A 19,528-nucleotide genomic window follows, 5' to 3' on the forward strand; every position below is an offset into this window, starting at 1 on the left:
GCCAAGAGTGTTTTACCTTTATTTAACAATAAATTAACATTTGGGTTTGTTTTCCCTATCTTTAAACTGTTAAAATAGCTGACACTTCAAAGAGTCTTGTAATGAGTGAATCTATCATTATTTTCTAGCACCTAGCACCTAGCACCTAGCACCTAGTTTCCAACTTCCAACTTCCAACTTCTACTACTGCAATTCAATAATATGCAGGGGTCATTATGAAAAAAATATTACTACATTCTTTATTTTGTTAAATCTTGGTTGGTTTTTTACGGTTTTATTGTTGCCGATTTGTTTAATGGCTTGAGAGGTCTATCTGTTTGGCTTGTTAGTAATCCAACACATAAACAAACACATAAATAAAAACAAATAGGAACAACTATAAAAATGAAGCATAAAAATAAAATTTCTATGGCTGTACTGGCTGCTTTAACCTCATTTGGAAATGCCATTGCTGACGAAACGCAAAGCAGTCCAATTGAGGTCATACAAGTATCCGGTATATATAAAAGTATGTCTAAATCTCTATCAGAAAAACGTTATGCAGATTCGATAGTCGATACTATTAACGCTGATGATATTGGTAAATTTCCTGACGAAAACCTCGCAGAGTCGTTGCAACGTATAACGGGTGTTTCAATTTCGCGTCAAGATGGTGAAGGTCAACAAGTCAGTATTCGTGGTTTAGGTCCATCATTTAATAAGGTCACTTTAAATGGACGCACCGCAACATCAGGTACGGGATCTCGTAGCTTTAGTTTTGATTTATTGGCCTCGGAACTAGTTTCAAGTTTAGAAGTGGTAAAATCACCCACTGCAGATTTAGATGAAGGAGGGCTTGGCGGTACAATTAATGTCAATACCGCAAAACCTCTGGATTATGATGGATTTAAGTTCGTTGCAAGCGCTAAAGGTGTTTACAACGATTTGAGTGATGACTGGGGGCCACAGACATCAGCATTAATTAGTAATACATTTGCAGACAACACCTTAGGCTTTTTAGGTTCAGTTGCCTTCAGTGATCGTAACTTGCGAAACGATGGTTACAATCAAAATGGCTACGTCAATCTTTTACCTGACATAGGCGACTATATTAATAATTCAGACTCCATTTATCCACTTAATACTGTGCCAGATTTAACGCTGCAAAATCGTAAAAAGATGAATTTTTACGGTGTGGTTCAATGGCAGCCCAGTGATAGCTTTGAACTCGTTTTTGATGTACTTAAAGCTGACTTTGACAAAGAATCTGATCAATATTTACTTGCATTACCACCTTTGCGTGGAGGTTTTGTTGTTAATGATGCCCAAGCAGATGAATTTGGGAGTATCAATTACCTAGATATAGATAGTGGTTTTTCAAACGCTAATGTCAGCAATAAATTCGACACAAGTTCGTTAACTATGTATTCCCTCAATGGAACGCTTAGTGATGATAATTGGTCATTATATTCTGAAGTTTCTCATTCAAATTCAAAGTCAGACAACAAGGAGACTAATGGGATTATTGATATTACTCGTAATCCAGGGACCGCTGGAGAAAACAATATAGTATTTGATTGGACCGAAAATTACCGTATTCCTACCATTATCGCGGATTTCCCTTATGAAGAATATTCTGGCCAAATATATAGACTGGGGCTTTTGTCTGACACAGCTATTAATGATGAAGAGACAGCCGCAAAATTTGATTTTAAATTAGAACTTGATAACGAGTACTTTTCCTCAATTGAAACTGGCGTTAAATATAGCGAACGTACATTTGAACGCGAATATTATTCAACTGGTAACCGATCTTTCGCTAGCTCAGGTGTGGCAGAAAATGTTTTACCCGCAGATGCCGAAATCCCATTTCCTGTAGATGATTTCTTAAGTGAAGAATCCGGTGAATTTCCAAGAGCTTGGGCTGTTTTTGACCCGGCAATATTAACCCGTTATTTTAATATCGACTCAGTTGAAAAAGAATTTGATGCTTCACGATATGGTTTGGTGCAAGAAAATGTGTTTGCCGCCTATTTTCGCGCTAATTACACCCTTGATACAAAGTACCCTGTGATAGGTAACTTTGGGTTACGCTATGTAACGACAGATCAAGCTTCTGTAGGTTATACAAGTGAACCTATTGCTATTGATGACACGAGTCGACCTGGAGACCTATTTTTTGTATTCGGGGCTGCAGAAGAACAGCAGCAAAGTAATTCATATTCTGAATTGTTGTGGAATATCAACGCTAATGTGTCACTTAACGATGATATAAACTTAAAACTTGCGGCGGCTCGTGTTATGAGTCGTGCTGATATCTCTGCATTATCACCGGGGTTTTCTGCGGTTAGCGGCCCAAATCGCAGAATTACAACAGGTAACCCTAACTTATCCCCTTATTTGGCCAATCAATTTGATGTTTCATTTGAATGGTATTTTGCAGAAACGGGCGCACTTACACTTGCCGCTTTTTACAAAGACATTGAATCAGTCATTGAAACTAAAACCCTTAATGTTGATCTAACATGTTGCGGAATTACTGAAAGTTATGAATTTACCCGCCCAGAGAATTCACCTGGCGGTACCTTACATGGTTTTGAGATTGGTTATCAAACTGTCTTTAGTATGTTGCCTGCACCATTTAATAAATCAGGTATTCAAACTAATTATACTTATGTAGACAGTGACATTGGCGATGACGGAACGTCTTCAGAAAATCATTCTTTAGTGGGTTTATCAAAACACACTGCAAACCTATCGTTTTTCTATGAAGATGAGACTTTTGGTAGTCGCATATCTTATAACTATCGTGGGGATTACTTAAGCCAAGCGCCTAATGCTTCTGGACAATCTCAGTACACCGAAAGTCATGGTCAACTAGATGCATCATTCAGTTATAACTTAAATGAACGTATCTCTTTTACTCTCGATGGTATTAATTTAACCAATAAAGATACTTATCAATATATTGATGTAAAACAACACTCAGATCGCCTGTCATACACAGGGCGCCGTTTCTTTGCTGGCGTGAGATTCGTTTACTAAACATAATTATCCAAATAGGTTAATAAAGCACCTTTGAAATTTAAGGTGCTTTTTTTTGCCCCAGTAATAGTTTTTATTCTTCTGCTTGAGCATATGTATAACTGCATCATACAATTTAAATATGAAAGAAAAAATTGTCATCTAAAGTAGTCTTGCTAATGTTTGAGTGCTTACGCGAGTAGCACACAAAATGCGTCGGTTTTGGTTTGGTGCCTTGATATACATCTTATTCTAGCCCTAAATACACTAGGCCTAGCCCACCTACGATTGCAAATAACCCCAAAATACGAAAGTTTTTACCAATACCAGATGTGAGCAAGGCAAAACGCCTATGGCGACTTGGGCCGATAACGATAAGAAATAAACTGACAAAGCATAATATGCCGCCAAGTAAAGATACAAGGGTTGCATCAGACGTTTTGTCTGCACATATTAGGAATACAACACCAATTGCAAGCCTAGTTATTATTTCAAACGCATGAAACCATTTTTTCTCACTAAACCGTGCAATACCTTTGGAAAATTGCAGTGGCTTCGCAACCATATAGCAGCCAAAGCCAAGCATGGCGGTTCCGAAAATTACCAGTAAATGCATATTCTTGATTTCATTGCAAAACGCCCAGAAACGCGGCGCAAGGTCGGAGCTGGCGGCAAGCATTAGCAAGTGGGTTGATATCAGTGTTATGCATTATGTTGTTTCCAGGCTTCATAAGTTTTTGGAATTTTTAAAGACTTAAGTTGTTCCCACGCTGATTTAGCTTCTTCTCTACTTCCCTCGTTTGCAGAGAGAAAATCGGTGATGAAGTTATTGAAACGCGCTGATGGAATTTGTGGAAGCCGACCGTCCTGAGTACTCAGTTTTACAAAGTGTTGCACTAAATCTAAATAAGTTATTTTTATCCTCTTCTCAAGTTGTTCTTCGCGCCATCTATTTGTCCAATACCATACTCCAGATTTTTTAGGTAGTTCAGGGCAAAGCTTAAGCGATTCAGACAGAATAAATGATTTCGTTCTTTTGTTGCTGACATAGTGCTGAACACATTCAGCTAAACTTAGCTTGTCGCTGCTTTCTTTTTTAGGCGTTATTGTTTTGATGTTTATAGCTACATCGCCAGTTTGAATATAATTTTTTATTATTTTTTCTAGTTGGTCTTTTCTTAATTTGCTGTTGTTAGGTATACCAATATCTCTGGCGAATTGTTTTAACTCTAAAGCATACCAATACTCACTTTCAAATTCGGCGACAGTTTTAACTTTATGTAGGCGCTTGTTTTGAGTCACAAATTTTCCTTTGATGGTTAAGGCCCTTTTATAAAGGGCGCGCGTATTTTGGGCACCCAGTGGATGCCGTTTTTTGGCCGGAATGATGTTTAGTAAACTTGTAATGTTGCAATACAGCCTAAAAAATTAAAACTTTTCCTGTTACTTAAATGCCCCGAAATAAATTGCTGGTATTGACAGAGCAATAAATAAAACTCCTAACCCATAACCGTTTCCTTTAGCCAGCCGAGCGTTTGATTCATCACCCGCTTGAAATAACACATTGGTATGTTGTCCAACGGGAATAATTTTAGAACTGAATGATGTTTTTGATTTTACTTCGTAGACTTTTCCATTTGCCGAAAACTCAAAGCTAGGTCGGTAATTTGTTCTTTTACGTCCATTATTATCTTTGGATTGATATTCATCATAACGAAGTATCTTTCCGTACGCTTTTATTGCATCTTTATTAAATCGGTAATAATCGAAAAGAATGAATAACCCTAGAGAGCCGAACCCTAAGCCCCCTATCAATGGAATAATATTCACTCACACCTCCCTTTTATACTGAAACATAAGGCTTAACCTATGGGGTTTTAGGATCGCGTTTTAGCGAGTAAAATGCCCGTCATTGTGTTTTGTTAGGCAAACTCAACCAATACGCTGAGAAATAACTTCAATTAGCCCTTTTGGGTTAACTTGAAGAGTAAAAATAATTTCTAATTCCCCTTCTATACCTTTATCAGAAACAGCCACCATTCGCTCGCCATCACTTGCTTTATAGTAAATATTCCCATTGTGTTTGCTCTTTTCAATCAACTTAACAACAATAAAGTTATATCCGGTTATATACTCTAAAACTTGTATTTTGCTGTATTCGTATTCATTTTGGATTTGAGTAAGTACCTTTTGGTGTAAACCATCTTTGTCTGATTTTACTGGTTCCATTTCAGGATAGATGTATTCGACTTTTAAATCAGATGCGAGTGCATCTAGAAAAATTTTAATATCATTTTCTGATGGTTTTGGTTGTTGTGACCGATTCTTTGCTTTTAAAAAATGAACGGCAATATTTTTTAATTCTTCAGGTGTAAACTTTACTAGTGCTAGAGCATTAGTTGAATAAACTATGAATAATATGATGTAGCATATACGCATAAACCTTCCCTGTATGCATGACAGGTTAATGGAAGTCGTGACGCCCGTTTAGTGTTATTTAGTGTTATTAATGGCGCGTTTTATCACGATTATAATTTAGTTCACATTAGCCCAAATTATTAACCCATTCAATAAGTTAATCAAGAAACACTTTTTCAGAAAGTATGAAAGTATGAAAGTATGAAAGTATGAAAGTATAAAAGTGGGTAAAGCGTGGCCTTTCTTGGAGACTTCTTTTATAAAGTGCAAAGATGCACTTTATAAAAGAAGTCTCTGGCATGAATGGATTCAAGACAAAACCATCTGTGATGATAGCGCGAAGCGTTTTTATTTCAGCTTACTCAATGTGATCCCTTTAATTATAGTCAATCACACATCCCTGATGATCGGCACTCAATCTCGACGTCCTTGTCGAGATGCTTAACTGGGAGAAGCCGTGCTTCTAAAGAGTCCAGTATCGCCTATAAAGTTTCAGCAAAAAATGGCTTTTTCTTAGGGCAAATGACAGCGGACGCCGCGCGGGGAAGTTATTTGAGTGGAGCTTGAAGGGATACATTCGTAACGACAACGCGGTTGGCGCCCAAGAATTAGCCGTTTTTTGCTAAGAATTAACGTGACTGTCTCGTTAATTATGTTGAAGTTCGCCTCAAATGGTACAAAAAATAGACAGGCCAATGGTGTCAGTGTCATAAAATTTTACAGTTAAACCGATTTTTCATTTTCGATTTTTTTAACTGATTGATAAATATATATATTATTATTTGGCGTAAATTTTGCTGAAAGAAATTAGTCAGCTTGAATTTAATAAAAATAATTAACATGACAGCCATGTTAATTGGTGGGGTGTTTTTTTCATTCTATGGAGCTTAGTTACTAGCTGCTAATGATTGGCCTGTCATTTTATAAAGCGTGCAAATTATCCATTACTCAACTTTTACATATTTTTTTAAGGAATCATTATGAGAAAACTGGCTTTTGCTTTCTCTGTTTTATTATGGGCAGTTCAGGTTCATGCTACACCTATTTATTTCACTGGTAACTTTAGCATTGGCGGTAGTCCGGGCTCGTTTGATGGGACGGTTACCGGAACGTTTGACAGTGATCTGGAAAATTTTAATGAAACTATTAAAATTGACCCCAGCCGATTAAAACGAGAACGGGCATCTGGGCCGCCAGCTTGCAGATACACGTACGGGCCCTGGCAACCGTTTCGGCGTGATTTTTCCACAAGGTTCGTCAATTTTGAGGTAAGGCCCTGTGATCAAATCATACCACCAATTGGTTCTGTGAACGAAGCAGATCTGACCCAGCAACAAATAGATGATATCAATGCTGGCCTTAACCCTGATATTTTTCCAGCTCTTTCGGGGATAGTGTTTTTAGAATCTACCTTTTTGGAGCAATTACAAGAGATTGGTTTTGGAGGGATAGGCATTCATGGATCAGCTTTTGGCCAACATCGTTGGCTTTACAGTTCACCTGAAGATGATGTATTCCGAGCAGCCTACAATGGTTATTTAACTTTTACTTCAGCGTCGTTTATCGACCCAAACGCCCCTCCGGTTACACCCGTTGCGTCTGTGCCAGCGCCGAGTGGTTTATTGCTACTTGTGACGGCACTGTTAGGACTTGGTCTTCGACAAAGGGCAAGAGTTCATCATTTAATTTGATTCTGATGTGAAACCCTGACAAAAATTAACAGGAGCCCTGTTAATTTTTGTCATCATCTAATCTGCCTGTAAATTACCTCGTTTGTTCATTTACTTTGTAAAGCAACTAACTTTCAAGAAGAGTATTGAAACCACCATAGATTAACCGTTTACCATCAAAAGGCATGGGGTTGTTTTCTTCTGACATTCTAGGATCTTCCATCATTGCCCCCCAGCCTGCATCACGCACTTCTTTTGAAGGCCATATGACCCATGAAAATACCACTGTCTCGTTGTCTTTCGCCTGCACAGCCAAAGGCAAAGAAGTGACCTCACCCTTAGGTACATCGTCACCCCAGTTTTCAACTATCTGCAGTGCCCCACATTCTTTAAATACCACGGCTGATATTTTTGCGTGCTCGATATACTTGTCTTTATTTTCAGAAGGTACTGCAGCTACAAAACAATCTACATATGACATGATTCTTTCCTTTTTCATTGATTGAATAAACTAAGAATTAACGTGACTGTCTCGTTAATTACTTCTATTCCTTTATCAGAAACAGCCACCATTCGCTCGCCATCACTCGCTTTAGGGTAAATATTCCCATTGTGTTTGCTCTTTTCAATCAACTTAACAACAATAAAGTTATATCCGGTTATATACTCTAAAACATGTATTGTGCTGTATTCGTATTCATTTTGGATTTGAGTAAGTACTTTTTGGTGTAAACCATCTTTGTCTGATTTTATTGGTTCCATTTCAGGATAGATGTATTCCACTTTTAAATCAGACACGAGTGCGTTTAAAAAAGTTTTAATATCATTATCCGAAGGGGTTGGTTGTTGTAGCCGATTTTTTGCTTTTATAAAATGAACAGCAATATTTTTTTAGTTCTTCAGATGTAAACTTTACTAGTGCTAGAGCATTAGTTGAATAAACTATGAATAATATGATGTAGCATATACGCATAACCCCTCCTTGTATGCCAGACGCCAAGTTAAGCTGCAATTTGTTATTGACTCAGTTACTTGTTATTTTTTTGTACTTTGTTTGACCAAAAATCGCCACCTTAGTTGGCGATACCGATAAAATACATGTGCGTACAACCATATTAAAAGTGTAAAAACACCCGCTCTAATTTCAACATCGTCTGTGTAATAACAACTGTTATTATCGACAGATTTTATACTGATATTATGATTCCATGTTTTAACTACACCGCCAGACTCATGGGTTAACATTGTCATTCGGGAGTCAGAAATGGCTTTGAAATTGATTTGATGAATCCAAACGGGAATAATACCAAATAACATTATTCTTAGTTTTTCAGTGTTGCCTTGTTGCCACTCAAACGGCAGGTTTGCGGAAAGTGATTTAAACCCCATTAAACCACGAGTAACGTATAGCAAAGTACTGCTTCTTTTTACTAACGTCCAAGCTTCATCAGCGGGAATGTTGATATTTGATGAGATAGAAATCTTCATACTTTCCAAAAAATGTAATAACGTACTCTTCATGCTATTAAAAGGTAAAACTCCTATGCTATATAGACAAAAAACTTCGCAACTCATCCTGCCTAGCTAACCCATCCTTCATGCCTAAATCAATCAACTCACGACAAAACTCTTTTTCAAACAATAGATAACTTAACAAACTGGAGTCTGCTTTATCATGTAGCCCCATCATGCGTAATAAAATTTTGATCCCTGAGGGCATTCGGTGAAAGTGTTTGGCTGCCATTTCGTTAAAATTGACTGTTGGATTAATGGCTAAGGTTTCTATGGTTTTTAGTTGGGTTTGTTGCTGCTGTTTGAATGTCATATGAGCGATGGTTTGATTGATGCGAGTTAGGCGCTCAAGATCGGATTTTAAGGTGTCGGCAAAAATGGTGTCTAGTAGGTGGCCAGCAATAGCGATGCTACTAGGAAAGCGATTCATATCGGTAAAGCGCGAGGTTTTTTCAGGTTGCTCAACACCAATGATTAATATTTTTTTGGCGCCTAAATGAATGGCAGGACTCAGAGGTGATAACTGGTGTACTGAACCGTCTCCTAAAAATTCTCCTAACATTTTGACTGGTGGAAACAGCATAGGAATAGCCGAGGACGCAATCAAGTGTTCAGAATTTAAAGTGCAAGGAATGCCGCGTCTTTGCTCACGTTGCCAAGGTTGAATGTTGCTTTGCCCTTGGTAAAAACTAATAGAATCATGGCTAGTGTAACTAGAGGCATTAACAGTGATAGCTCGTAAGTGACCGCTTGATATATTTCTATCGATTCGATGAAAGTCCAAGCGATTTCTAATCAATCGTCGTAAAGGTTGATTGTTTAACAAGCTAGAGGGATTTTTTTGATGCTGCTCGGATTGGAAGCTACTCAGAAAATTACCGGCTAGGTGCTTAAATACATCTCGAATGCCGCTATCGTAAACTTGGCGAGTATCAAAGTTTTTCCATACCCATTCTAATTTTCTAAGGCCTAAATGGTAGCAAGACGCATAACAGGCTAAACCTGCGGCGTTGATGGCTCCGGCTGAATTACCGCACACTATGGGAAAGGGAATGCCTTGGTTGCGAGGCAAAAAAGTGGCGATGGCTTTTAGTACGCCTAGCTGATAGGCAGCTCTAGCTCCACCACCTGACAACAACAACGCATATTGATTACGCTCTGACAAAAACCTAGTTTCCTATAGTGTAATACTCAAACCTTCAGCAGCGGCAAAGAGTTCTAAGTCTGACCCGCCAATTTCGATGATTTCTTGGCAATGACTCTCTATTTCCGCAATTTGAATATCAGTACGAATGTGGTCGTGGCTATATAGTGCCATACGTTTGGCACGGCTGCCCATGGCTAATTTTACTGCTTCTTCTGCGACTGAATGTCCCCAGCCAGATTTAGCGGGCATATCTGAAATCATATATTGTGAATCATGAATGATAAGGTCTGCGTCTCGGCTAAATTCTACCCAGTCTAGAAAGTCGGTGTTCTTTTTGTAAGGAGGATATAACTCATTGTCGGTGATATAGGCGATTTTTTTACCATCGGCTTCAATGCAAAATGAACTGCCACTGCCTGGGTGATTCATAGCCAAACGGCTAATTTTAGCGTTACCAATTTTCCAATTTGTGACGTCTTTAGGTTGCGGCACAATCTGAATGTTAGAAGGTAATGTTTTGTAATCAACTGGGAAATAACTACCACTCATTTGTTCTAAAATGCCATTGTCTGCGTCGAAGGTAATTTGCCCAGGCGTAATGAATATATTGCGATTGGGTTGGTAAATAGGGGCAAAAAATGGAAAGCCTTGAATATGATCCCAGTGATTGTGAGTCAATAACAAATGAATATCGTTATTTTGTTTAATAAGCTTTTGGCCGAGATTTTTTATGCCTGTCCCCGCATCCAGAATAAAGTCAGTACCGTCGTTCAAACACACATGCACACATGCAGTATTACCACCGTATTTAATAAATTCTGCGCCGGGAGCGGGGCAGGAGCCACGTACTCCAAAGAAGGTCACTTGCATTTATGATCTCATTAATAAACTAATTGCGTCCATGAGCCTAAACATTACCACTAAAGCTATTTTCAATTAAGTATAAACTTATTAGCAAAGGTATGTATGTAAGTTTCTAAGAGTTTGTTTTATATAATGAAAAAGCGCCCTGTAGGCGCTTTTTCTAGCCTAACCTTGCACTTAAAAGTTAGCAGCAAACTCTGCACACTGTGCAATTTCTATTAGTTGTTTCTCACCACTACGACGATTTTTGTATTCTACTTTAGCTTCATCTAGATTACGTTCACCTATGACTATTGTGTGTGGAATACCGACCAATTCCATGTCATTAAACATCACACCTGGGCGTTCTTTTCTGTCATCGAATAAGACTTCAACACCCGCATCTAATAATTGTAAATACAAAGCTTCGGCCACTTCTTTGACGCGGTGTGATTTGTGCATATTCATCGGAATAAGCGCGACTTTAAATGGGGCGATGGCATCTGGCCAAATGATCCCATATTTATCATGGTTTTGTTCAATGGCAGCGGCAACAATGCGCGAGACTCCTATGCCATAACAACCCATAGTAAGGATTTTGTTTTTGCCGTTTTCGTCTAACACACCACAACTCATTGCTTGAGAATATTTGTCTCCAAGCTGGAATATGTGGCCCACTTCGATTCCGCGTTTAATCTCTAAGGTGCCTTTCCCGTCTGGTGAAGCATCACCAGTAACAACATTACGAATATCAGCGACTTGATACTCAGCAGCATCTCTTGCCCAATTTACGCCTGTATAGTGAACACCTTCTTCATTGGCACCACAAACAAAGTCTGCTAAATGAGCTGCACTTTTATCCACTACTACTGGGATACTTAGGCCTACTGGCCCAAGAGAACCAATAGTACAATTTAGGGTCTCTTGAATTTGCTGTTCACTTGCCATAGTCAGTGGCGCAAAAACGCCTGTAAGCTTTTCTGCTTTGACTTCGTTTAGTTGATGATCACCACGTAACACTAGCGCGACTAAACTTTGGTTGCCTTTTTCGTCTGGCTCAGCCAATACAATCAGGGTTTTAACTGATTGTTCAGCAGGTACATTTAGGAAGGTTGATACTTCTTCAATTGTCTTTTGTGCTGGAGTGGCGACTTTTTCTAGGTTTTGAGTCCCTTCAGGGCAGTCTCCAGAGGGCGCTAACGCGCTGGCCATTTCAATGTTAGCAGCGTAATCAGAGCCATTACTAAAGGCAATGTCATCTTCACCCGATTCGGCAAGCACATGGAATTCATGAGAAGCACTGCCACCAATTGAACCGTTGTCAGCAATTACTGGGCGGTAATCTAAGCCTATACGCTCAAAAATATGGCAGTAAGCTTGATACATGTTTTGGTAAGTTGTTTCTAAGCAGCTTTGATCAAGGTGAAATGAATAGGCGTCTTTCATGGTGAATTCACGACTACGCATAATCCCAAATCTAGGGCGTATTTCGTCTCTAAATTTAGTTTGCACTTGATATAAGTTAAGTGGCAGCTGTTTGTAGCTGTTGACTTCGTTTTTAACCAAGGCGGTGATCACTTCTTCATGAGTTGGGCCTAATACAAAGTCACGCGATTGACGGTCTTTTATACGTAACAATTCAGGTCCATATTCTTCCCAACGACCAGATTCTTGCCATAAATCCGCAGGTTGCACCACAGGCATTAATATTTCTATCGAGCCGGCTTTATTCATTTCGTCACGCACAATTGCGGCAACTTTATTTAGCACACGTAAACCTGTGGGTAGCCAAGTATATAAACCAGCAGCTAACTTTCTAACCATGCCTGCACGTAACATTAACTGATGGCTAATGACTTCTGCGTCGGTTGGGGTTTCTTTTTGTGTGGACAATAAATATTGGCTAGTGCGCATGAACGTTAAAATCTCTAGATTTGAAGTTAAAAAACGGCGCTTATTCTAACAGTAATTATGTTTAAAGCCATTAGATAGAGGGGGCTATTTACATTTTTTGAATTGTCAGTACCACATTTTGTTGCTCAATCACTTGCCATTGAATGTTGAGATCGTACAAGGTCATACCATAGGTTTTATCAGGATGAGAATTTTGGTGATATGCAGGGCGAGGATCTTGGCTGAGCACCTCTAGAATCAGAGAATGTAATTGCGGATAATTCGGTGCAAATTTCTGCACTTGTTTATTGGCTTGTTCGCTAAAAATGACGGCCATCAATTCTGGACTATGTTGTGCCATGCCTCCCGAAGCATTAGGAATACTGTCTGCGTATGGAACATAAGGTTTAATGTCTAAAATTGGTGTGCCGTCTAATAAATCAATTCCCCGAACCGTTAGTATCAGTTGTTTGTTTTGATAACTCACCCCAGCAAACTCAACCACCGACATGCCCATAGCATTTGGTCTAAAGGTACTACGGGTGGCAAATACCCCTAGCTTGTGATTGCCACCTAAACGAGGGGGGCGAACTAAGGGAGTATGGCCTTTATCTGCCGTTTGATGAAAATGAAACAGCAACCAAAGGTGGCTAAATTGTTCTATGCCTCGCAGATAATTGGGATCGTTGCACTCTTTCGAAAAGCTGATTTCACCCATGGCACTTTTGGCTAAACCGGGTTGCCTAGGTATGGCAAATTTTTCTTTGTAAGGTGTACGAATTGTGCCAATTGGATGAATAGTGATGCTCATAAATGACTGGTTCGACAGGACTAAATAAGGTTGATTGATTTATATGGTTGCTGAATCTCACCGTTTATTCAACTGATAGTTTATATCCTAACTAAAACTGGCATAAGAGGAGAGGCATAGCCTAATAGCATTCTGTTATTTCATTGGATACCATGCACATATTCTGATTGATACGGTTACCCAATAGTGTTTGCAATAAAAATTACTGATAAAGAGTTGTTGTCTCATTTGTATTTAAATGACTTAGTTCGCCAAGAGGGCATAACAAATTTTACTTTGCTTGATGACACCTTAATAAGCGAAAAAGTCCTTAAGGGAGGGCAGATTTCTACTGCTGAATCTATTTCATTTAGCACTCAATCCAACTTAAATAAATTGGTTGTTTTTACAGAAGGCCTGCACTTGCAGCAATTAACTCTAGTGACACAGGCGTTATCTGAGTATCTCGAGGTCGCCTTTTATCGCGTGATTCAAGTCGAGGGAGTGAAGGGATTTGCGGTTTGTGCTTATGTGGCATTAAAAAAACAAGATGATTTAAGGCAACCATTAGAAATTGTGGCTAATCGCTTTAGTGTTGAATTATGCTTAGTAGATAACACGCCGCTGTTAACTGAACCCGGTTTGTTGTTGATGGATATGGACAGCACTGTTATCGCCGTTGAATGTATTGATGAAATAGCTGAGCTGGCAGGAGTTGGCGAACAGGTATCTGCGGTGACGGCTCAGGCCATGCAAGGTAAATTAGATTTTGCGCAAAGTTTACGCACTCGAGTGGCTTGTTTAGCTGGAGCAGATGAAGCCATTTTACAACAAGTGCGAGAAGCGTTACCTCTGATGCCTGGTGTGGCGAATTTAGTTACTATTCTAAAATCTTACAATTGGAAAGTGGCGATTGCTTCAGGCGGATTTAGTTACTTTGCTGATTATTTGCAACACAGGCTCAATCTAGATGCTGCGGTAGCCAATGATTTAGAGATACAAAATTCAAAACTAACGGGCAAAGTGCAAGGCGATATTGTGGATGCTAATGTCAAAGCACAGACTCTGAAACTCCTTGCTGAAAAGTGGGCAATTGCGCCTAGTCAAACTGTTGCTATGGGTGATGGCGCGAATGATTTAGTGATGATGAATGCCGCTGCCTTAGGTGTTGCGTTACATGCAAAACCTATTGTTCGTCAACAAGCAGACATGGCTATTCGTAAGGGGGCTTTAGATTCGTTGTTGTGGGTGTTAGCCGCGGGGCAGGCTTAGCCTGCCAGATTATTCGAATGAGGTGAGCGGCGAACTTAAGGCCAAACCTTTGGCCATATAGATATCGTCGTACATGAGTCCACCGTTTCCATAAGGTTTTTTACTCGAGCCTGTGTTGCTGATGGTCATAAAATAGCCCAGAGGCTGTTCACGTTTCATTCTGAACTTGGCGTCTTCAAATACTTTTTGCTGCTGTCTAAACTCACTGCCACGCATGTAAAGATCATAACTTTGACCGCCATTTTCTAGCCTAGCATTATTGATCACGTACCATAATTCATACCACTTATTCTCGATCATGGGCTGAGCTGCTTGCCCCGTCTTTAGCTGACGAATTTTGTGATAACGCTTATTGTCACCCATTACCATTAAAGTACCGTTATTTTTGACACCGTTGGACTCGAGCTTATCTGTGACTCTAAGCATAGGTTCAAAGGCATTGTAGTTTTGTTTGGCAATCTCTTGTGCCGATAAATTGCTTAAACCAAAAGAATGGTTGTTAGGAAAATATTCGACTTTAATGCGAGTGTAAAAGGTATAGGTGTCACCTACCGCAACCTCTGTGGGAAGTTTGCTAATACTCATTGCTTTACGGTTACCCACTATGCCTTCGGCTGCAGGTTTTTTGATTAGATAGTGATTGTTAGACTGGGCTTCTAAGCGCACTTCTGTGACTTGAGGATCATGGATAAAAGGTTGAGTGTTGTTATCAGTATCCATCTTTATCCAATTTAATAATGGCGAGGCTTGTTCAAAGTTGTCCACTAATATCCAATGAGGAAGTGTTGGTAATGTGGATGCATCACTGCCATGTGTATGAAACACACCAAGCAGAAAAACTAAGACAAATAATGATGGGCAATAAGACACGTGTTGTCACCTTAGGTTTTAAGTAATTGTTCTATTCCCACTTGTTTTATTTTATGGGTTGCTGGTGGTTTGTGATTTAACAGAATGGCACTTTCAGCAAATTCAAAACGTCTCAACACTTCATCAGTTACATCAATAATATCGCCCATTGCAGATATATTCCAAAGCTGCTCTTCTAGTAATTTCGCCTTGTGTACGGCGTATACACTGACGTAGTTTAGCTCGGATTGCATGGTTTCAAAATCGGGCCTTCCAGTACGCGCTAGAAATACTTTTACAGCAATAAATTGGCCGTGCTGTAATGCTTGAGCAACAAACTGTCTGCGCTGTTCTGGTTTAGTAAATTGTTCAGAAAAGTAGCTGTTAATAGCATCGCCTATTACCTCTTTACTAGGATCAAAGGCAATAAATAACTCTCGCATTTCCGGCCGGTCGTTAGGTTTGATCTTAGCTAAAGTGAGGTTAATAAAGTCATGACGTTTTTTGGTATTTCGAAAAAGAGGGTATAAGTTAAACTGATTAGGCTTAGCTTGAAAATTGAGTAGCTGCGTTAATCTGTTGTTTGCTGATGAGGTTGCCACTGCATCGGGTACAAAATCAACACTTTCTTTCCGTAAAAAATACGCCACGTTAATCACGTTCTGAGCATAAATGTTACGCAGTGCCTCGCCAATTCCCGGTACTTCTTCTTCATCGCGGTAGGCTTTCAGTTTTGAGCGGTTTGACTTAATCAAGGCTTCGAAAAAGCGTCTCGCGGTGTTGCTTTCTTCGGTGACAAAATTTTGCAAGTGCACCACATGCCTGTCTTTAGAGACATTCCTAACTATGTAGGGTAAATCTGACAATTCGTACTTTGAAGTAACCGATTGCAGTTGCGGAAAACTCAGGTTGATTTTTGCTTTGTCGGTTTGATGAAAAAACTTTTCTAACTCGACTCGGAGTCCCTGGGTAGAGATATCTTCAGTGTGCCCTTCAAATATTACGCCATCTATGCTGACTTGCACTGCAGTGCGTAATAAAAATCGTGTTTCTCGACGTTGATTAAAATATTTGAAACGATACACAGTGACTAGTGCCGGTGGTTTATTTCGAGGGTGCCCAAATACTTTAAGTTGTGCCAGTTGCTCACGCTTTATTTTGAATTTTTGATAATGTTCGGTACTGATATCGTCGGTGATATTAGTGAGCAAGGCAACATGATGGATATTCTTCAATCGCGACATTAAACGTGGAGAGGGCTTTTGGTTTTGTCTTTTTACCTTATCGTTTATTGAATTGCCGATAGAGAGCGGGCGATAACTTTGCTCTGGGTCGACTTGTGTAAACTGTAACTTGTAAACTCGCCAACTGAGTTTGCGAGATCCATAACCTAGGAATAAGTGTTTTAATTCAGGTTTGGCATCTAATTCTGCATGAGTGGCTGAGTAAAAATAGACTTTTTCATTTTTAATGTGATTAAACACAAAAATGAACATTTCTTGTTGGCCCTTTTCAAGAGAAAGTCCCTGTTTGATTCGTTCATCAGTCAATAAATAGCCAAGCTTTAAGTCTTGTAATTCATTTGCCCAATACTGAATTTCTTCTCGGTTACAGTCATTGGCTAAGGCATATTTTGGTACATATCGCTCTTTAACTTGTTCAATAAAAACCGGAATAGATGCAAAACTAGGGATGTAATATTGCTCATAGGTTTTGTTTTGGATCGCGGTGATTGTATTGTCTAAATTCACTTTGTAACGACGTTTGTTGCCGTGAATAAAACGTTCAAAAAATTTATCAAAAGAAGGGAATGGGGTATCAAATTGACGTTTTAGGTTTAACCTTTGATCGTCTTTGGTTCGCTCAATACTACTAATGACATAAGCCACTCCTTGGCGCTTATCAAGTAGATATTCTTTTTCTAAACCACGAAATTGTACTGTTAGACGCTCGTCAGGCTTTAATAAGTGTTCTTTACTGGCTTTAACTTTTAATCCGTTGACTGATACATCGATAGTTGTGGCTTGAATGCTTTTATTTAATTCGGTAAACATTTCTATATTCACCGAAAAATTCATGCGTTCTTCACCCCTTTGGGCAAAGCTACCAAATTTAATTATAGGTGCTTGAAAGTCTTCTACTTTGGGTGTAACTACAACGGGTTGATTGCGCTTGGCTTTTGCTTCTTCTTGTTCCTTCTTATACCTGACCCGAAAGTTGTTTTCGGTATTAGTCACCGCCTCATACACACCTATAGTGTATTCACCAAAGATGCGAACCTGGCGTTCGAAGGTTTCAATAGCGATATCATCTAAAGAGTGCTCTTTACCTTGATGCTCGTATATTCTGCATTTACCATCAACTAATCCCCGTAAATCTATTAGGCGGATACAGGGACGAGCGAGGCGCATCAATTCCATTTTTAACAAAAACCGTTTTTGTTTTGAAATTCCTGAAGCAACCTGATTCAATACTTGATTAAACTCAGGCTCATTAATCATGGGCTTAAGTTCTTCAATGATGTCGTGGTATTCTTCTAGATCTTGGCTCATGAATTCAAGGTAAACTCATTAATATTGTTATGGGGTTAACGCTTAATCTCATTGTTATCGGCAATATTGCTAAAACTTTGATTTATGGGACATATTATCCTGACATAAAATACGACTATCACCTAATTCAAAACAATAAAAGATTATTATTAAAATGGCTAAACGCAAAACTGCTTATGTATGTTCCGATTGTGGAGCTGAATATCCCCGTTGGCAAGGACAATGTAATGATTGTAATGCTTGGAACACTATCACTGAGTTTGTGGTGTCCTCAACCAGTAGTGCAAGTGGTCGAAATAGTGGTGGCTATTCAGGTCAAACTCAAGCCAAAGTGGAACCCTTAGCGAGTATTGATTTACAGGCGTTACCTAGGTTTGCCTCTGGGTATAAAGAGCTTGATCGGGTGTTGGGTGGAGGCATAGTGCCAGGTTCTGCCATATTAATAGGTGGTTCTCCTGGAGCGGGGAAAAGTACTATGTTATTGCAGGTCATGTGCAGAATGGCCGAGTCCAAAAATGCGCTTTATGTGACCGGTGAGGAGTCGTTGCAACAAGTCGCCATGCGGGCACAACGTCTCGGCTTGGCCAATGATAAGCTTAATTTACTGGCTGAAACTAATATTGAAGTGATTTGTGATCTTGCCTTAAAACACAAACCAGAACTCATGGTGATTGACTCCATTCAGGTGATGCAAGTACCCGATGTGCAATCGGCGCCTGGCAGTGTTTCCCAAGTGCGTGAAAGTGCTGCTTATTTGACACGATTTGCCAAACAGAATCATATCGCGATGTTTTTAGTTGGTCATGTAACTAAAGATGGCAGTTTAGCGGGCCCTAAAGTATTGGAACATTGTATAGATTGTTCGATGATGCTTGAAGGTGAAAGTGATAGCCGTTATCGGACCTTAAGAAGTCAAAAAAACCGTTTTGGTGCGGTGAATGAACTAGGCGTTTTTGCCATGACCGAAAAAGGACTTAAAGAAGTCAGCAATCCCTCTGCTATTTTTCTCAGTCGTGACGAATTACAATCACCTGGCAGTATAGTCATGGTGGTATGGGAAGGAACTAGGCCTTTATTAGTTGAAATTCAGGCGTTGGTGGATTACTCACAAATGGCGAACCCAAGAAGGGTGGCAGTGGGACTTGATCAAAACCGCTTGGCAATGTTACTCGCCGTATTACACCGGCATGGCAATGTGCAAATGAACGACCAAGATGTGTTTGCCAATGTTGTGGGCGGGGTAAAAGTGAATGAAACCAGCGCTGACTTGGCCCTATTATTGGCGATAGTGTCGAGCTTTCAAAACAAGGTGTTGGACAAAGAATTAATCGCTTTTGGTGAAGTAGGGCTGTCAGGTGAAATTCGGCCCGTGCCTAATGGTTCAGAAAGAATTAGTGAAGCGGCTAAACATGGTTTTAAACGGGCGATTGTGCCTAAGGCAAATATGCCTAAAAATCGAATTGCAGGAATTGAGATCATAGGCGTGTCACGATTATCAGAAGCGTTGGAAGCTATCTAATTGCAGCAAACTAGGCTGTCTATTGTTTAACACTTGAATATGTGAGTATTTTTCACTCAA

Annotated in this window: 17 protein-coding genes; 4 read left to right on the forward strand and 13 right to left on the reverse strand. The window is 39.5% G+C overall.

The annotated features are described in order from the left end of the window. Positions 1–384: 384 nt before the first annotated feature. Complete coding sequence (locus AAC000_RS20535) at positions 385–3,024, forward strand: TonB-dependent receptor (protein ID WP_339725466.1); 2,640 nt, start codon at positions 385–387, stop codon at positions 3,022–3,024. 226 nt (positions 3,025–3,250) lie between these two features. On the opposite strand, the gene AAC000_RS20540 is transcribed toward AAC000_RS20535, so the two are convergent. The 4 genes from AAC000_RS20540 to AAC000_RS20555 all read right to left on the reverse strand — a co-directional run bounded on the left by AAC000_RS20540 (position 3,251) and on the right by AAC000_RS20555 (position 5,442). Further along, positions 3,251–3,619 carry a hypothetical protein gene (locus AAC000_RS20540; protein ID WP_339725467.1) on the reverse strand — a complete coding sequence of 123 codons (369 nt, stop codon included), beginning with the start codon at positions 3,617–3,619 and terminating at the stop codon, positions 3,251–3,253. Positions 3,620–3,705: 86 nt separating this feature from the next. Continuing rightward, a complete protein-coding gene (locus tag AAC000_RS20545) occupies positions 3,706–4,305 on the reverse strand; it encodes a hypothetical protein (RefSeq protein ID WP_339725469.1) in 600 nt (199 codons plus the stop codon). A gap of 141 nt (positions 4,306–4,446) precedes the next feature. Then, a complete protein-coding gene (locus AAC000_RS20550; RefSeq protein WP_339725471.1) occupies positions 4,447–4,833 on the reverse strand; it encodes a DUF3592 domain-containing protein in 387 nt (128 codons plus the stop codon). A gap of 102 nt (positions 4,834–4,935) precedes the next feature. After that, complete coding sequence (locus AAC000_RS20555) at positions 4,936–5,442, reverse strand: hypothetical protein (RefSeq protein WP_339725472.1); 507 nt, start codon at positions 5,440–5,442, stop codon at positions 4,936–4,938. A 959-nt stretch (positions 5,443–6,401) separates the two neighbouring features. Here AAC000_RS20555 and AAC000_RS20560 point away from each other — a divergent pair. Then, positions 6,402–7,112: a hypothetical protein gene (locus tag AAC000_RS20560; protein ID WP_339725473.1), complete on the forward strand. Its 711-nt coding sequence runs from the start codon at positions 6,402–6,404 to the stop codon at positions 7,110–7,112. A gap of 106 nt (positions 7,113–7,218) precedes the next feature. Here the strand turns inward: AAC000_RS20560 and AAC000_RS20565 are convergent, their stop codons facing one another. The 7 genes from AAC000_RS20565 to tsaA form a co-directional block, all read right to left on the reverse strand. Continuing rightward, entirely contained in the window at positions 7,219–7,572 is a 354-nt protein-coding gene (locus AAC000_RS20565) for a DUF1428 domain-containing protein (RefSeq protein WP_339725475.1), read from the reverse strand. Between the two features lie 14 nt (positions 7,573–7,586). Next, positions 7,587–7,889 carry a hypothetical protein gene (locus tag AAC000_RS20570; RefSeq protein WP_339725476.1) on the reverse strand — a complete coding sequence of 101 codons (303 nt, stop codon included), beginning with the start codon at positions 7,887–7,889 and terminating at the stop codon, positions 7,587–7,589. A 237-nt stretch (positions 7,890–8,126) separates the two neighbouring features. Further along, on the reverse strand, positions 8,127–8,579 hold the full coding sequence (locus tag AAC000_RS20575) for a hypothetical protein (RefSeq protein WP_339725477.1): 453 nt from the start codon (positions 8,577–8,579) through the stop codon (positions 8,127–8,129). 58 nt (positions 8,580–8,637) lie between these two features. Further along, entirely contained in the window at positions 8,638–9,768 is a 1,131-nt protein-coding gene (locus AAC000_RS20580) for a patatin-like phospholipase family protein (RefSeq protein WP_339725478.1), read from the reverse strand. 12 nt (positions 9,769–9,780) lie between these two features. Further along, positions 9,781–10,620, reverse strand: a complete 840-nt coding sequence (locus AAC000_RS20585) for an MBL fold metallo-hydrolase (RefSeq protein ID WP_339725480.1) — start codon at positions 10,618–10,620, stop codon at positions 9,781–9,783. Between the two features lie 171 nt (positions 10,621–10,791). Continuing rightward, positions 10,792–12,507: a proline--tRNA ligase gene (locus tag AAC000_RS20590; protein WP_339725481.1), complete on the reverse strand. Its 1,716-nt coding sequence runs from the start codon at positions 12,505–12,507 to the stop codon at positions 10,792–10,794. Between the two features lie 88 nt (positions 12,508–12,595). Further along, the gene (tsaA, locus tag AAC000_RS20595; protein WP_339725483.1) at positions 12,596–13,297 is read right to left on the reverse strand and encodes a tRNA (N6-threonylcarbamoyladenosine(37)-N6)-methyltransferase TrmO; all 702 of its coding nucleotides are present in this window, start codon (positions 13,295–13,297) and stop codon (positions 12,596–12,598) included. Between the two features lie 186 nt (positions 13,298–13,483). Between tsaA and serB the strand changes: the two genes are divergently transcribed. Continuing rightward, entirely contained in the window at positions 13,484–14,548 is a 1,065-nt protein-coding gene (gene serB / locus AAC000_RS20600; protein ID WP_339725484.1) for a phosphoserine phosphatase SerB, read from the forward strand. Positions 14,549–14,557: 9 nt separating this feature from the next. Here serB and AAC000_RS20605 read toward each other — a convergent pair whose 3' ends face one another. Together AAC000_RS20605 and AAC000_RS20610 are read right to left on the reverse strand one after the other, a co-directional pair. Then, complete coding sequence (locus AAC000_RS20605) at positions 14,558–15,418, reverse strand: hypothetical protein (protein WP_339725486.1); 861 nt, start codon at positions 15,416–15,418, stop codon at positions 14,558–14,560. Positions 15,419–15,429: 11 nt separating this feature from the next. Then, positions 15,430–17,949: a PilZ domain-containing protein gene (locus tag AAC000_RS20610; RefSeq protein ID WP_339725488.1), complete on the reverse strand. Its 2,520-nt coding sequence runs from the start codon at positions 17,947–17,949 to the stop codon at positions 15,430–15,432. Positions 17,950–18,103: 154 nt separating this feature from the next. Between AAC000_RS20610 and radA the strand changes: the two genes are divergently transcribed. Further along, positions 18,104–19,468 carry a DNA repair protein RadA gene (gene radA / locus AAC000_RS20615; protein WP_339725490.1) on the forward strand — a complete coding sequence of 455 codons (1,365 nt, stop codon included), beginning with the start codon at positions 18,104–18,106 and terminating at the stop codon, positions 19,466–19,468. Positions 19,469–19,528: the final 60 nt, after the last annotated feature.

The sequence above is a fragment of the uncultured Paraglaciecola sp. genome (genome assembly GCF_963977085.1).
Taxonomy (GTDB): Bacteria; Pseudomonadota; Gammaproteobacteria; order Enterobacterales; family Alteromonadaceae; genus Paraglaciecola.

Bases quoted from the DNA above. Each gene is read 5' to 3' on its own strand.
- AAC000_RS20590 (WP_339725481.1), bottom strand. From the start codon at position 12,507: ATGCGCACTAGCCAATATTTATTGTCCACACAAAAAGAAACCCCAACC.
- AAC000_RS20555 (WP_339725472.1), bottom strand. From the start codon at position 5,442: ATGCGTATATGCTACATCATATTATTCATAGTTTATTCAACTAATGCT.
- AAC000_RS20535 (WP_339725466.1), top strand. From the start codon at position 385: ATGAAGCATAAAAATAAAATTTCTATGGCTGTACTGGCTGCTTTAACC.
- radA (WP_339725490.1), top strand. From the start codon at position 18,104: ATGGCTAAACGCAAAACTGCTTATGTATGTTCCGATTGTGGAGCTGAA.
- AAC000_RS20585 (WP_339725480.1), bottom strand. From the start codon at position 10,620: ATGCAAGTGACCTTCTTTGGAGTACGTGGCTCCTGCCCCGCTCCCGGC.
- AAC000_RS20610 (WP_339725488.1), bottom strand. From the start codon at position 17,949: ATGAGCCAAGATCTAGAAGAATACCACGACATCATTGAAGAACTTAAG.
- AAC000_RS20565 (WP_339725475.1), bottom strand. From the start codon at position 7,572: ATGTCATATGTAGATTGTTTTGTAGCTGCAGTACCTTCTGAAAATAAA.
- tsaA (WP_339725483.1), bottom strand. From the start codon at position 13,297: ATGAGCATCACTATTCATCCAATTGGCACAATTCGTACACCTTACAAA.
- AAC000_RS20575 (WP_339725477.1), bottom strand. From the start codon at position 8,579: ATGAAGATTTCTATCTCATCAAATATCAACATTCCCGCTGATGAAGCT.
- AAC000_RS20540 (WP_339725467.1), bottom strand. From the start codon at position 3,619: ATGCATTTACTGGTAATTTTCGGAACCGCCATGCTTGGCTTTGGCTGC.
- AAC000_RS20560 (WP_339725473.1), top strand. From the start codon at position 6,402: ATGAGAAAACTGGCTTTTGCTTTCTCTGTTTTATTATGGGCAGTTCAG.